This window comes from Stenotrophomonas maltophilia (assembly GCF_013464915.1).
Classification (GTDB): Bacteria; Pseudomonadota; Gammaproteobacteria; order Xanthomonadales; family Xanthomonadaceae; genus Stenotrophomonas; species Stenotrophomonas maltophilia_AT.
In genome coordinates this window covers 1-13,486 of record NZ_RAVT01000025.1, presented here as the reverse complement: position 1 = coordinate 13,486, position 13,486 = coordinate 1, and the positions used below count along the sequence as shown (strand labels likewise).

General features: G+C 67.2%; 12 protein-coding genes. 6 read left to right on the top strand and 6 right to left on the bottom strand.

Annotated features, from left to right (window positions below; all coding sequences use genetic code 11):
- Nucleotides 1-28: 28 nt before the first annotated feature.
- A complete protein-coding gene (eda, locus tag D7T59_RS09120; protein ID WP_180851863.1) occupies nucleotides 29-667 on the bottom strand; it encodes a bifunctional 4-hydroxy-2-oxoglutarate aldolase/2-dehydro-3-deoxy-phosphogluconate aldolase in 639 nt (212 codons plus the stop codon).
- A gap of 112 nt (nucleotides 668-779) precedes the next feature.
- Nucleotides 780-1,370, bottom strand: a complete 591-nt coding sequence (locus D7T59_RS09115; protein ID WP_099554114.1) for a cysteine dioxygenase family protein — start codon at nucleotides 1,368-1,370, stop codon at nucleotides 780-782.
- Nucleotides 1,371-1,608: 238 nt separating this feature from the next.
- On the opposite strand from D7T59_RS09115, the gene D7T59_RS09110 reads away from it, so the two are divergent.
- Nucleotides 1,609-2,664 carry a LacI family DNA-binding transcriptional regulator gene (locus D7T59_RS09110; RefSeq protein WP_180851861.1) on the top strand — a complete coding sequence of 352 codons (1,056 nt, stop codon included), beginning with the start codon at nucleotides 1,609-1,611 and terminating at the stop codon, nucleotides 2,662-2,664.
- Between the two features lie 108 nt (nucleotides 2,665-2,772).
- Here the strand turns inward: D7T59_RS09110 and phhA are convergent, their stop codons facing one another.
- A complete protein-coding gene (gene phhA, locus D7T59_RS09105) occupies nucleotides 2,773-3,666 on the bottom strand; it encodes a phenylalanine 4-monooxygenase (protein WP_180851860.1) in 894 nt (297 codons plus the stop codon).
- Between the two features lie 125 nt (nucleotides 3,667-3,791).
- Between phhA and D7T59_RS09100 the strand changes: the two genes are divergently transcribed.
- A complete protein-coding gene (locus tag D7T59_RS09100) occupies nucleotides 3,792-4,277 on the top strand; it encodes an Lrp/AsnC family transcriptional regulator (RefSeq protein WP_164137061.1) in 486 nt (161 codons plus the stop codon).
- A gap of 147 nt (nucleotides 4,278-4,424) precedes the next feature.
- Nucleotides 4,425-5,168 carry a hypothetical protein gene (locus D7T59_RS09095; RefSeq protein WP_164137060.1) on the top strand — a complete coding sequence of 248 codons (744 nt, stop codon included), beginning with the start codon at nucleotides 4,425-4,427 and terminating at the stop codon, nucleotides 5,166-5,168.
- Between the two features lie 46 nt (nucleotides 5,169-5,214).
- Here D7T59_RS09095 and D7T59_RS09090 read toward each other — a convergent pair whose 3' ends face one another.
- Together D7T59_RS09090 and D7T59_RS09085 are read right to left on the bottom strand one after the other, a co-directional pair.
- Nucleotides 5,215-6,207, bottom strand: coding sequence for a patatin-like phospholipase family protein (locus D7T59_RS09090; protein ID WP_164137059.1), 993 nt, complete (start codon nucleotides 6,205-6,207; stop codon nucleotides 5,215-5,217).
- Nucleotides 6,208-6,441: 234 nt separating this feature from the next.
- Nucleotides 6,442-7,455: a TIGR00266 family protein gene (locus D7T59_RS09085; protein ID WP_180851858.1), complete on the bottom strand. Its 1,014-nt coding sequence runs from the start codon at nucleotides 7,453-7,455 to the stop codon at nucleotides 6,442-6,444.
- A 158-nt stretch (nucleotides 7,456-7,613) separates the two neighbouring features.
- Between D7T59_RS09085 and D7T59_RS09080 the strand changes: the two genes are divergently transcribed.
- Nucleotides 7,614-9,884 carry a TonB-dependent receptor gene (locus D7T59_RS09080; RefSeq protein WP_099552628.1) on the top strand — a complete coding sequence of 757 codons (2,271 nt, stop codon included), beginning with the start codon at nucleotides 7,614-7,616 and terminating at the stop codon, nucleotides 9,882-9,884.
- Nucleotides 9,885-9,996: 112 nt separating this feature from the next.
- On the opposite strand, the gene D7T59_RS09075 is transcribed toward D7T59_RS09080, so the two are convergent.
- Nucleotides 9,997-10,836: an acid phosphatase gene (locus tag D7T59_RS09075; RefSeq protein ID WP_180851856.1), complete on the bottom strand. Its 840-nt coding sequence runs from the start codon at nucleotides 10,834-10,836 to the stop codon at nucleotides 9,997-9,999.
- Nucleotides 10,837-11,098: 262 nt separating this feature from the next.
- On the opposite strand from D7T59_RS09075, the gene D7T59_RS09070 reads away from it, so the two are divergent.
- A complete protein-coding gene (locus D7T59_RS09070; RefSeq protein WP_164139252.1) occupies nucleotides 11,099-11,977 on the top strand; it encodes a lipase family protein in 879 nt (292 codons plus the stop codon).
- 11 nt (nucleotides 11,978-11,988) lie between these two features.
- Nucleotides 11,989-13,191, top strand: coding sequence for a DUF4785 domain-containing protein (locus tag D7T59_RS09065; RefSeq protein ID WP_180851854.1), 1,203 nt, complete (start codon nucleotides 11,989-11,991; stop codon nucleotides 13,189-13,191).
- Nucleotides 13,192-13,486: the final 295 nt, after the last annotated feature.

Sequence of the window (13,486 nt, the reverse complement as noted above, 5' to 3'; positions counted from 1 at the left end):
CAAACCTTTGACGATCCGTGCAGCGTGTTCAGCTGGCCAGCACCGATGCCTCGCGCGCCAGGCGTTCGATCGCCTCCCAGTCACGGGTCTGCAGCAGCGCCGGGGTGGTCAGCCACGAACCGCCCACGCACAGCACATTGGGCAGGTGCAGGAACTGCGGTGCGGTCTGCGCGCTGATGCCGCCGGTCGGGCAGAAGCGCACATCGGCGAACGGGCCGTGCCAGGCCGCCAGCAGCGCGGCACCGCCGGCCTGCACCGCGGGGAAGAACTTGAAGGTGTCCCTGCCGTGCTCCAGGCCCAGGATCAGGTCCGAGGCGGTGGCGGCACCGGGCAGGTACGGCAGATCGGCATCGCGTGCGGCGGCATACAGCGCCGCCGTAGCGCCGGGCGACACCGCGAAGCGCGCGCCGGCCTGCTTCGCTGCCTGCATCTGTGCGGCATTGAGCACGGTACCGGCGCCGATCACGGCATCCGGCACGGCCTCGACCATCGCCTTGATGGCGTCCAGCGCCTGCGGCGTGCGCAGGGTCACCTCGATCACCGGCAGGCCGCCGCGGAACAGCGCCTGGGCTACCTCGACGGCTTCATTCACGTCTTCGGGGGTGTACACCGGAATCACCGGTGCCAGCTTCAACAGCGCACGCAGGCGCGGATCAGCGCTGGACATGGTCTTGCTCCTTGCCCGACGGGCATTGCGGATCGCCGCCGGGTCCGGCAGCGCAGCGGCGCATGATGCCATGCGCGCTGCGAAGGCGCTGGTACGCTGCCCTGCGTCGGGTTCAGACCGCGTCGGCCTGCAGTGCCTGGATTCGGCGCTGGTACCAGTCACCCCCAAGCGGATCGAACACCGCCGAACGTTCCATCGGCGCTTCGTACACATGCACCGAGATGGCCAGGGCTTCATCGCTGGCATTGCGCAGGGTGTGGTACTCGTGAGGTGGAATCAGGCTGCCGGCACTGCCGCAGCCGCCGCGCAGCACGGCATGGCGGCGGAAGCGCCAGCGCTCGCCGGCGCACTCCAGCAGTTCATAGCGGGTGATCTCCAGCTCGCCCGACCACACGCCCTCCACACACCACATGGCATCGTGGTCGTGCAGCGGCGTGCCCTGCCCTGGGCCCCAGCTCATGGCAATCACGCTGTAGCCGTGTTCGCGGCTGTGGTACAGCGGGCGTCGCGCGTAATGATCACTGACCGGGCGGTGCACGCATTCGGGCAACTCGATGCGGCTGTCCGCGATGGCTTCCTGCAGCGCCAGCTGCAGGTCGGCGGTGATGCGCTCGGCATCACCGGAGGTCATCGCCGCGTCGACTGCGGCGATCAACCGGTCACGGCCACGGAACGCCGGAAACGGAGAGGTCTGCAGGTCCATGCCCCGACTGTAGCGGAGCGTGGTTAAGGGAATGTTGGCGTTCGCGCGCGTCGCGCCCGCATTCATGGCAAGCACGCGTGAAAAACGGTTCAGATGCAAATGCTGTAGAGCGATCACAATGGAACCTCACGCGGTAGAACGTGTCGAACACGACGTGTTCCGCTCCAGCTGCGACATTCCGCAACTTCGCGCCCGACGGGCGCAAGGCTAGACTTCTCCGACTTACCTGGTTCTATACATGTCAGTGCGAATTATTAGCGATGCCGCGTTGCCGGCATCGAAGGGCAAGGCTGCCACGATCAACGACATCGCACGACTGTCGGGAGTTTCCAAGAAAACGGTTTCAAGAATCATCAACAACTCGCCGCTGGTGCGCAAGGACACCCGCGACAAGGTCGAGGCGTTGATGCGCGAGGTCGGTTACGTGCCCGACCCTCTGGCGCGCGGGCTCGCGTTCCGCCGCTCCTTCCTGATCGGCCTGGTGTATGACGACCCGGGCGCCCAATGCATCGTCGACCTGCAGCATGGCGCGCTGGAAGCGCTGCGCGGCACCGGTTATGAGCTGGTGGTGCATCCCTGCGACAGCCAGGACCCGGAGTGCGCGCAGGGCGTGCGCCGCTTCGTGCAGCAGCAGAAGCTGCATGGGGTGATCCTCGGCCCGCGTGCATCCGAATCGGTTGCACTCGCGCAGATGCTGGACGACATCGACTGCCGCTACGTGCGCATCAATGCACATGCGTCGGAGGATGAAGTGCAGGCGGTGGTCACCCACGATCGCGATGGCGCGGCAGCAGCAGCGGGTTACCTGCTCTCGCTGGGCCATCGTGACATTGCAGTGATCGCCGGGCCGGGAGACCGGCGCGCGGCGCGTGAGCGTACCCATGGCTTCCTTGAACGGTTGGCCCAGGTGGGGCTGACCTTGCCGGGCGAGCGCGTGCTGGAAGCGGGCGACACCTTCGAGTCCGGCGTGCATGCCGCAGAGCGCCTGCTGATGGGTGGACAACGCCCCAGCGCGATCTTCGCCGGCAACGACGAGATGGCGGCCGGTGTCTACCAGGTTGCGCTGCGTGCGGGTATTGCCGTGCCACAGCAGCTGTCGATCGTCAGCTATGACGACAGCCCGCTGGCCTCGCGGTTGTGGCCGCCGCTGACCTCGGTGCGCCGCCATGTGTCCGACATTGGCCGCATGGCGGCGGCAATGCTGGTGCAGACCGAGGTGCCTGAGGCCCCGACTGCGGCCAGCGTGCATCCACAGCTGATGGTGCGGGGCTCTTGCCGGGCCGTGGACGCCTGAGCGCCCTGCCCTTGCCTGCACCGCTGCGAAGGTGCAGGCATCAGGCAACAACGAAAACGGCGCACCCAGGTGCGCCGTTTTCAGTGCGAAGCCGTGCGCGTCGTGTGCTTACACGTCGCCGCCGTCGGCCCAGCCTTCCCCCGTGCCCTTCTGGAACACGCGGTCATCGCTCTGCACGTCACCGGCAGGCAGGTGCGCCTGGTCGGCCAGTGCCGCGTAGATCGGGGTGAAGTCCGGCGACGTCGCCTGCATCAGCTGCTCGAAGCTGTCGATGACGAAGTAGGTCTTCTGGAAAGTGTCGATGCGGTACTTCGTACGCATGATGCGCTGCAGGTCGAAGCCGATGCGGTTGGGCGCGGCCGATTCCAGCGAGTACAGCGATTCGCCCTTCGACGACACGATGCCGGCACCGTAGATGCGCAGGCCTTCGGGCGTATCGATCAGGCCGAACTCCACCGTGTACCAGTACAGGCGGGTCAGGTTCTGCAGCGCATCCGGGCCGATCGCGTGCGCTTTGACGCCGCCGCGCCCGTACGCCTCCATGTAATCGGCGAACACCGGGTTCATCAGCAGTGGCACGTGGCCGAACAGATCGTGGAACAGGTCCGGTTCGGCGATGTAGTCGATCTGGTCCGGGCGACGGATCCACCAGGTCACCGGAAAACGGCGGTTGGCCAGGTGGTCGAAGAAATCCAGTTCCGGCAGCAGGCCTTCGACGCCGACCAGGGTCCAGCCGGTGGCCGCGCCCAGTACTTCGTTGAGCTGGTCGAAGCGCGGAATCATGTGCGCGCTCATGCCCATCTCGTCCTGCGCATCCAGGAACTCCTGGCAGGCGCGGCCGACCAGCAGCTCGCGCTGGCGCTGGTACAGCGTGCTCCAGGTGGCGTGGTCGTCGGCGGTATAGGTGTCCCACGGCTGCTCGACGAGCGCGGTGGTGTACACCGGCACGTAGCCCTTGTCGGTCTGCTGGTGTTCGACGCGGCGGGGCTGGGCGAGGTCCATGGGGCACTCCTTGACGGGATACCCACGATGCTAGGGCAGAGCACGCGCAACAGGGTTGCAAAAGTTGCGCCTGTTGGCCTTGTTGGCGCAATATCCTTGCGTACTCACCATGTTGCGGGGCAACAATGGCCGGAGAAGTCCAGTTCGATCGCACGGATATACGCCTGCTGGCTGAAATCCAGCGGGATGGGCGCGCCACCAACGCCGAACTGGCGGCGCGGGTGAATCTTTCGCCTTCGGCCTGCCTGCGGCGGTTGCAGCGGTTGGAAAGCGAGGGCGTGATCGTCGGCTATGGCGCGCGGCTGGAACCGCGTCAGCTGAGACTGGGCCTGCAGGCTTTCGTGCGGGTGCAGCTGGAAAAGCACGACCAGGCCGCCATCGGCCACTTTGTGGACAGCGTGCAGGCGTGGGACGAGGTGGTGGCCTGCCATGCGCTGACCGGCGACATGGACTACCTGCTGCACGTCTACGTGCGCGACCTGGAGCACTTCTCGCGCTTCCTGCTGGACCGGCTGCTCAATGCCGGTGGCGTGGCCGATGCCAATTCCAGCTTCGTGCTGCGCACGGTGAAGGGCTTCCAGGCCCTGCCGCTTTCGCAGCTGGAGCCGTGATCATCCGGCGGATGTGGGAGAGCGTGACTTGCTTTGCATCCTGGGCGATGCAAGGCATTTTCCTACGGTGAGACGGATGAACCTCTGACAGAGTGACGCAATCAGCCTTCCTAGACTCACTGGACAACCCTGTCCGGAGAGATCGACATGAAAGTCTGCCTTGCTCCAGTCATTGCCCTGCTTGTCGCTGGCCTGATGCCGGCCGCTGCGGGTGCTTCCCCCCAGATCGCCAACGCCCAACCTCTGGCGCTGAGTTGCGGTACCACTGAATTCATCGGCATGACCAGCAACTCGTCGACGCTGGCCAAGCGCCAGTGCAATGGTAGCTATGTCTATGGAATCGGCGTCTCGGTCAATGAAGCGGTGGAGAACCTCAACGGCTTCATGGCGGTGCTGCAGGCTGGCGTGAGCTGCAGCGCGGATGCCAGCAGCATCGTCAGTGGTGCCTACGGCAAGGGTGTTTTCGCCCAGTTCGTCTGCAATGGCTGGCCGATTGCCGGCGTGGGCAACTCACCCACCACCGCGGCGCGCAACTCGCTGGCCATCGCGACGGAAATGGCGGCCACGGGTACCCATTGCTCAGCGCCCCTGCAGGGTTCGTACTATCCGGAATCCTGGGGGTTCCGTTTCCGCTACGACTGCGGCAACACGCAGACCCTGAAGAGCTGGTCCATCAGTGGGCTCGGTGCCAGCATCGATGACGCCAACGTCATCGCCATGCGACTGATGCGTTATTCCACAGCGGCAGGCCAGAGCTGCAACTTCGAGAAGGCCGAAATCAATGGCGTCATTCTGCACGCCACGCTGGTCTGCAACGGCTCGTACATCCATGGCTACGGCAGCTCGGTGACGGCCGCAGCCAACGACGCACTGGCCCAGATCGGCGCCTGACCCGTCGTGAGGCCCCTGGGGGTGACCCGCATGGAGCGGGTTGCCCTCAGCACTTCTCCTTGCGGCCCATCAGCCTGCCCAGGCGCGATGCTTCCTCGCACTTCGGCGCCGCCACCGGCGCCGGTGCGGCTGCCGCGGCGCGCGCGCGCTGCAGCTGCTGGATCTTCGCGCGGATCTGCGGCATCGCTGCCATCGCGGCCTTTTCACCTTCCAGGATTGCCGTGCCGCGCTGGCTGAAATCGGCAGCGCCGATGTCCAGTACCTTCGGGCGGATCACGATGTCGGCGCGCGCCAGTTCCTGTTCGCCGAGGCGCTGGCCCATGATCGAGATCGACTGGTTGACGATGCCCAGCATGTCGGTCGGCGCCTTGCCGCTGGCCTTGCTGGAAATGTCCACGGCGATCACGAAGTCGGCGCCGAGCTGGCGCGCGGCATCCACCGGCACCGGGCTGACCACACCGCCATCGATGTAGTTGCGACCGCCGATCTTCACCGGCTCGAACACACCGGGAATGCTGCTCGACGCGCGCACCGCCTGGCCGACGTTGCCGCGTACGAAGATCGCACGCTCGCCGGTTTCCAGCTGCGTGGCCACGGCGGCGAATGGCTTCTTCAGGCGTTCGGCCGGACGGTTGGCGACCTGCTCGTTGACGTAGTCCTGCAGCTTCTGGCCCTGCACCAGGCCACCGGAGAACAGGCGTACGTCGCGGATGCTGGCTTCGTCCAGGGCGACTGCCTTGCTCTGCATCTGGAACGCGTCCATGCCGCTGGCGTACAGCGCACCGACCACGCTGCCGGCGCTGGTGCCGGACACCACGGCCGGCTCGAAGCCGTTGGCCTCCAGCATCTTGATCACGCCGATGTGGGCGAAGCCCTTGGCTGCGCCACCACCGAGGGCGATGCCGATCTTCACCGGCTTGGCCTGCGGCACCACGGTCGGTGCCGGCGGCGGTGTGGGGCGGACCGGGTCGCCACCGCAGCCGGCCAGCAGGCCGATCAGGGCAACGGACAGCAGCATGCGGGGGCGGAACAGGCTCATCGGCAGTGCGCTCGCGGCGCCGGACTCGGGAAAGGGCGCCAGCATACCGAAGCCGTGGCGGGGCGGGCAGGGTGGGAAGCATCGCCCATTCATGAAGGTAGTGCCGGCCGCTGGCCGGCAATCATTGGGAACCTGGCAACGGTCCATGGGGCTGCCGGCCAGCGGCCGGCACTACCGGGATGCTCGCCRAGGTCCATGGGGCTGCCGGCCDGTGGCCGGCACTACCGGAGGCGGTCAGAACCGGTTGTCGCCGTCCAGCATCCGGCCCAGACCGCCCAGTACCGAGCCTTCGCCGCGGCTCTGGCCACCGCCCTGCGGTGCGGCCATCCACATGCGCCCGGCCAGGCGCGAGAACGGCAGCGACTGCAGCCAGACCTTGCCTGGCCCGGTCAGCGTGGCCAGGAACACGCCCTCGCCACCGAACAGCATGCTCTTGATGCCGGCGACCCGGCGCACGTCCATGTCCACCGTGGGGTGATACGCCACCACGCAGCCGGTATCCACGTCCAGGCGTTCACCGGCAGCCAGCTCGCGCTCGACCACGCAGCCGCCGGCGTGGATGAAGACCCAGCCGTCGCCTTCCAGCTTCTGCATGATGAAGCCCTCGCCGCCGAACAGGCCGGTCATGATCTTGCGCTGGAACTGCACGCCGATCTGCACGCCGCGCGCGCCGGCCAGGAAGCTGTCCTTCTGGCAGACCAGGCGGCCGCCATGCTGGTCCAGTTTCATCGCCAGCACGGTGCCGGGGTAGGGCGCGGCGAAGGCGACCTTGCCCTTGCCGTGGCCGCTCTGCGTGTAGACGGTGGCGAACAGGCTTTCCCCGGTCAGCACGCGCTTGCCTGCGGCCATCACCTTGCCCATGAACCCGCTCTGCTCGCCGTTGGCGGCGCCGAACACCGTGTCCATCTGCACCGTGGCGTCCTTGAACATCAGCGCGCCGGCCTCGGCGATGGCGCTCTCGCCGGGGTCAAGCTCGATCTCCACGAACTGCATTTCATGGCCGACGATACGGAACTCGATGTCGTCGGCGCGACCGCTGGTGCCTGCCGGCACCGGCGGCGGGGTGTTGGGCATGCCCGGGGCCGGCGCCTGCAGCTCGGCCACCTCGGCGATCGGCGTCCACCCGTTCATGCCCTGGCACCAGGCCAGCGCGCGTGGATTGGCCTGCGCGTAACGGCGCGCGGCCTCGTCATCAAGCGGGCCGAGGCGCTCGGCCTGGGCGGAGGCATGGAAGTACCACTGGGTCATGGCGGCGGGTCCGTCGCGGTGGAAACCCCGAGTCTAGCGAGCGCCCGGGGGCGCCGGCGACGGGGCCATGAACGGCGGGCATTTGCGGCGTAGGTGCTGTATTGCAACAATTATCTGGTAGCGCCGTTTTACCACCCCTCCAAACACAGCCTACCGCCATGTCCCCGACCCGTACTTCCCGTGGCCGCCTTCCGGTCGCGCGCCCCCTCGTTGCCGCTCTTTCCGCCCTGCTGCCGCTGGTAGCAGCCGCCCAGGAAACCCCCGCTGCCAAGGATCCGGTTGCCCTCGATGCCCTGCAGGTGACCGCGCAGCGCCGCGTCGAGAACGCCAAGGACGTACCGGTCGCACTGAGCGCGATCCAGGGCGAGAAGCTGGATGTGCTCGGCTCGGCCGGCGATGACATCCGCTTCCTGGCCGCGCGCGTGCCCAGCCTCAACATCGAGTCGTCCTACGGCCGTGCCTTCCCGCGCTTCTACATCCGTGGCCTGGGCAACACCGATTTCGACCTCAATGCCTCGCAGCCGGTGTCGCTGGTATATGACGACGTGGTGCAGGAAAGCCCGCTGCTGAAGGGCTTCCCGCTGTTCGACCTGGCCAACGTGGAAGTGCTGCGTGGCCCGCAGGGCACGCTGTTCGGCCGCAACACCCCGGCCGGCGTGGTCAAGTTCGATTCGGCGCGTCCGTCGCAGGATGCCGACGGCTACGTGCGCGTGGGCTACGGCAGCTACAACAGCTGGAACGTGCAGGGCGCCTACGGCGGCCCGCTGACCGACCGCTGGTCGGCACGTGTCTCGGCGATCTACCAGCGCCGCGATGACTGGGTCGACAACACCCGCGCCGGTGCCCCCAACAGTGGCTTCGAAGGCTATGACGAAGCCGCCGGCCGCGTGCAGTTCCTGTACGAAGGCGACGACTTCGAAGCGCTGTTCAACCTGCACAAGCGCAAGCTCAACGGCACCGCGCGCCTGTTCCGCGCCAACATCATCCAGAAGGGCGGCAATTCGCTGGTCGAGAACTTCGACCGCGACAAGGTGGCCAACGACGGCGTCAACTTCTCCGACCTGGAAACCTGGGGTGGCAGCGCGCGCCTGCAGTGGAACCTCGGCTCGGTGACCCTGCACTCGATCACCGGCTACGAGACCGCCGAATCGCTCAACCGCGGTGACATCGACGGCGGCTACGGTGCGGCCTTCCTTGGTGCCGGCAACTACGGTCCGGGCCTGATTCCGTTCTCGTCGGAGTCGGCCGACGGCCTGCCGCACCACCGCCAGTGGACGCAGGAAGTGCGCATCGAGTCCAACGAATGGGGCCGCTTCGACTGGCAGGCCGGCGTCTTCTACTTCGATGAAGACGTGACCATCAACAACTTCAACTACGACTCGCTGACCCCGGGCAACCCGCAGACCGGCCACGTGGTGCAGAACCAGCGCAACAAGGCGTGGGCGGTGTTTGCTTCGGGCGACTTCGATGTCACCGACCGCTTCAAGCTGCGTGCCGGCGTGCGCTACACCCAGGACAAGAAGGACTTCAGCGCCAGCGTGCTGCAGGCCGTTCCGTTCGGCACCCCGGTCAGCGGCCCGTACCTGGCCAACACCGACGTCAACGACGTCAGCTGGGATGTCAGCGGCGTGTACAAGCTGACCGATGACATCAACGCCTACGCCCGTGTGGCCAAGGGCTTCCGCGCACCGTCGATCCAGGGTCGACTGGCCTTCGCACCGGGCCTGTCGCAGGCCGATTCGGAGAAGGTCATCTCGTATGAAGCCGGCATCAAGGCCGACCTGTTCGAGCGCCGCGCGCGCCTGGGCCTGAGCGTGTTCCGCTACAACGTCGACGGCCAGCAGCTGATCGCCGTGGGCGGCACCAACAACACCGCCACCCTGCTCAATGCCGACAAGACCATCGGCCAGGGCGTGGAGCTGGACCTGGAGGCCTACCTGGCCGACAACGTCCTGCTGACCTTCGGTAGCAGCTACAACGACACCGAGATCAAGGACAAGAACCTGGCGGTGGCGATCTGCGGCGGTGGCTGCACCATTACCGACCCGACCACGGTGATCAACGGCCAGACCTATGCGCTGGTGAACGGCAACCCGTTGCCGCAGGCACCGAAGTGGATCCACAACGCGACCCTGCGCGTAGGCTTCCCGCTCAGCGACGGCAGCGAGCTGTACGCCTACACCGACTGGGCTTACCGCAGTGCGGTGAACTTCTTCATCTACGAGTCGCCGGAATTCCGCGGCCGTAGTTCGCTGGAAGGCGGCCTGCGCCTGGGCTACAACTGGGATTACGGCCAGTACGACGTGGCCGTGTTCGGCCGCAACCTGACCAACCAGACCCGCGTGGTCGGCGCGATCGACTTCAACAACCTGACCGGCTTCCTCAACGAGCCGCGTACCTGGGGCGTGGAGTTCACCGCGAAGTTCTGATGCGGTTGCTGCGTTGATGCAATGAAGAAGGGCCGGCGCAATGCCGGCCCTTCTGCTTTACACCCATCGGTAGTGCCGGCCGCTGGCCGGCAACGATTGATCCGGCACGCGCTTACAACGCGCTCTGCGGGCGCACCTTCAGCACCGCTTCCTCGGTGGCGCAGTCGCGGCTGGAATGCAGGCCGGCCTTGCGTGCGGCGGCGATTTCCTTGCGCGCAGCCAGCAGATCCTTGTTGAACGCGGCGTTGTCGTGCAGGCGGGCCACGGCGGCGGCGCCCATGAAGCGGCCTTCCAGGATGTCGCTCTGCCAGTGCACGTTGCACACCAGGCGGCTCTCGCCGTAGTTGCGGCCGCGGGCCTGGATGGCATCGGCGCGGTCGGGTGCGATCTCCGACAGGATCAGGGCCCAGGCCCAGCCGATCGAAGTGTGGCCGGACGGGTAGGAGCCGTTCTTGCGCAGGCCTTCCTCGTCCTTCGGCGAGCAGGTCGGTTCACCATTCACCATGAACGGGCGGGGGCGCTGGTAGTGGTTCTTGGCGGCCTTGGTGGCGGCGCTGGCGTCGATCCGGCTGCGCTCCAGCAGGCGATACAGCGCCGGGGTCTTCACCGCGTCGACGTCGATGTCGGCAGCACAGGAGAAGTGGTTGGCGCCTTCGGGGAAGCCGAGCTCGGCATCGACGCCGGCCTGGGCGAAGCGTGGGCTGCCACGCAGTGCACGGGCTTCACGGCTGACCTGTTCGTCAAGGGCCAAGGCGGCCGAACCGGCCACCGGCGGCGCCGGCACCAGGTCCAGGCTGGCCGGTACTGCGCTCTTGTCGAAATAGCCCACCGCCTTGGTGGTGATGTTGGCTTCGACAGCGGTCGGCTTGGCGGCGGTGGCGGCGCAACCGGCCAGGGCCACGGCAACGGCGAGGCCGAGCAGCGGGCGGGCAGGGCGGGAGATCAACGACATGGACAGGCTCCGGAGAAAAAAACACCGCGCCATGATCGCAGTCCGTATACGACACCGCAGTGGCCATCGGTCATACGGCCAGACCCGGCATGGTCATCGGAACAATATGAAAAGCGTCATCGAGTGACGTCAGTCTCCTGAATCCGGGCGCAGCGCACGGACTTTCACGCCGCTGCACCGCGAGCATCGGCACAACGGCAAGCGCCAGCGCCGTCCAGTTCCAGCCGGGTCGGGGGGATCCGCAGACAGAGGGAGAGAAGCGATGCGCAGCACCGCAACAGGAAGTACCGTCCTGGCCCTGATCCTCGGGCTTGCAACAGCGCCGGCGCAGGCCGCCGAGGTGTATGGCGTGGCCTTCGTGCATGGCACCGGCGCACAGACCAACGCCACCCAGGACTACTGGCAGCCGGCCATCGTCGACACCGTGCGCCAGGGCCTGCCGAACAGCAGCAACTACGTGGTCGTCAACTGTGACTTCACCCAGTACATGTGGAAGCCGGAAGCCGCCGGCTGCCTGGCCAACCAGCTGACCAGCTTCATCGACAGCCGCGGCATCACCCAGCTGGTGGTGATCACCCATTCCAATGGCGGCAACGTGGTGCGCTGGATCCTGTCCAACCCGACCTACGACAGCCGCTATCCGAAGATCATCCGCACGGTGCGCAAGGTCACCGCGCTGGCACCGTCTTCGGCGGGCACGCCGCTGGCCGACGCGGTGCTCAACGGCAACACCTTCGAAACCTCGCTGGGCTGGCTGCTGGGCTACAAGAACGATGCCGTGCGGCAGCAGCAGGTGGCGAGCATGGCCACCTACAACGCGCAGAACCTGTACGGCACCACAGGCCGCCCGGCATTGCCCAAGCCGTTCCGCGCGGTGGTGGGCAGTGACGTGGAATCGGCGGTGTGGGACAGCAACAGCTACTGCGGTGGCTATGCCGCCAATGTTGGCCTGGAGTTCACCCAGAACTGGCTGTCGTCCTGCTCCGATGGTTTCCTGGAGTGCAGCAGCCAGAAGGCTGCCGGCACCACCTGGTTCACCGACAAGCAGCGCACCCAGGGGGCAGAGCCGCTCAGCCACAACCAGAGCCGCCGCGAGTGCTTCGGCCTTGGCACGATCCTGCGCAACGACCTGACCCAGTGAGGGAGACGACCATGACGATTCATTCCACCCTGCTGGCCAGCGCGGTGCTGGCGGTGCTGTCCCTCTCCACAGCGCAGGCTGCGCAGCCGTTGAATGCCGCACGCGCCGGCGATCAGGTGCCAACCGCCCTGGTGACCGCACCGCTGCCCGCCGATGAAAGCGAACACGCGCCGTTATCGTTTGCCTGGGCGTTGGACCCGGCCGAACCGCTGCAGGAGGCGACTCCGTATGCCTCGGTCAGCCGCAGCTACTGGCAGCAGGTTGATGGCACGCAACTGCAGCGCGGTCTCGATCTGCCGCTGACGGCGCCCGATGCGGTGATCCAGCTGAGCCCGGCCGAAGGCGCGCGTGCAGTGCCGGCCAACGCGCTGCAGATGCGCGACCCGGCAGGCCGCAGCAGCGTGGCGCGCAGTGTCGACGCGCGCGCGCTGCAGCAGGCCGGCATGCCGGTGAGCGATGGCAGCAGCATGCTGCGTACTGGCGCAACCAGCGCGGCCGGTGCGTACACGCTGCAGAGCGCGCAGGCGCAGGGCCGCTACGTGGTGCAGGTGCTGGAGCCGAACAGTCCGCTGCGGCTGGAGGTGCAGGCCAACCAGGCGCAGGTGCTGGCCGGTGGCAACCTGCAACTGCAGGCGCGCCTGCTGGAAGACGGCGCCACTCCCGCAACGCTGGCCTCCCGTCGCAGCAGTCTGGGCGGTGAAGCGTTGCTGGTTGCACCGGACGGCCGCAGCTGGCCGCAGCGCCTGCTGCGCACCACCGATGGCGCCCTGCGTGCGCAGGTGCGGATTCCGGCTGATGTCGGCAACGTGCAGGGGCTGTGGGAGCTGCAGGTGTTCGCCCAGGCCGATGGTGTGCTGCGCGATGGCAAGGTGGCGTTCGCGGTGGCGCGGCCGACCGCGCGCTTCACCGGCCAGGCGGCACCGGACCGGGCCAGCCGCCAGGTGGCGTTGCCGCTGCAGGTGGCCGCCGCTGGCCGCTACGAAGCACGCGGCACGCTGTATGCCACGGCCCGCGATGGCCAGCTGAAGCCGGTCGCGCAGGCGCATGCGGCCGCGTGGTTCGATGGCCCGGGCGCAGGCCAGCTGGTGCTGCCGTTCGACCAGGCCGCATTGCCCACCGGCTTCGGCGCGCCGTACGAGCTGCGCGACCTGCAGCTGCAGGACCAGAGCCGGATGGCACCGATCGAATCGCGCGCGCTGGCGTTGAGGTTCTGAAGCAATGCAGCGGGCCGGATTCCCCGGCCCGCTGCATTGGCTGACTGGGGTGGAACCGACTGGGGTGGAACCGACTGGGTAGAGTCGACTAGGTAGAGTCGACTGTTAGTCGACTGCTCTTCCAACAGACCGCAAAAACCCCGCGCTGCGCGCGATAGTCGACTAACAGTCGACTCTACCGCCGTCCCGCCGTCCCGCCGTCCCGCCGTCCCGCCGTCCCGCCGTCCCGCCGTCCCGCCGTCCCGCCGTCCCGCCGTCCCGCCGTCCCGCCGTCCCKCCGTCCCRCCGTCCCRCC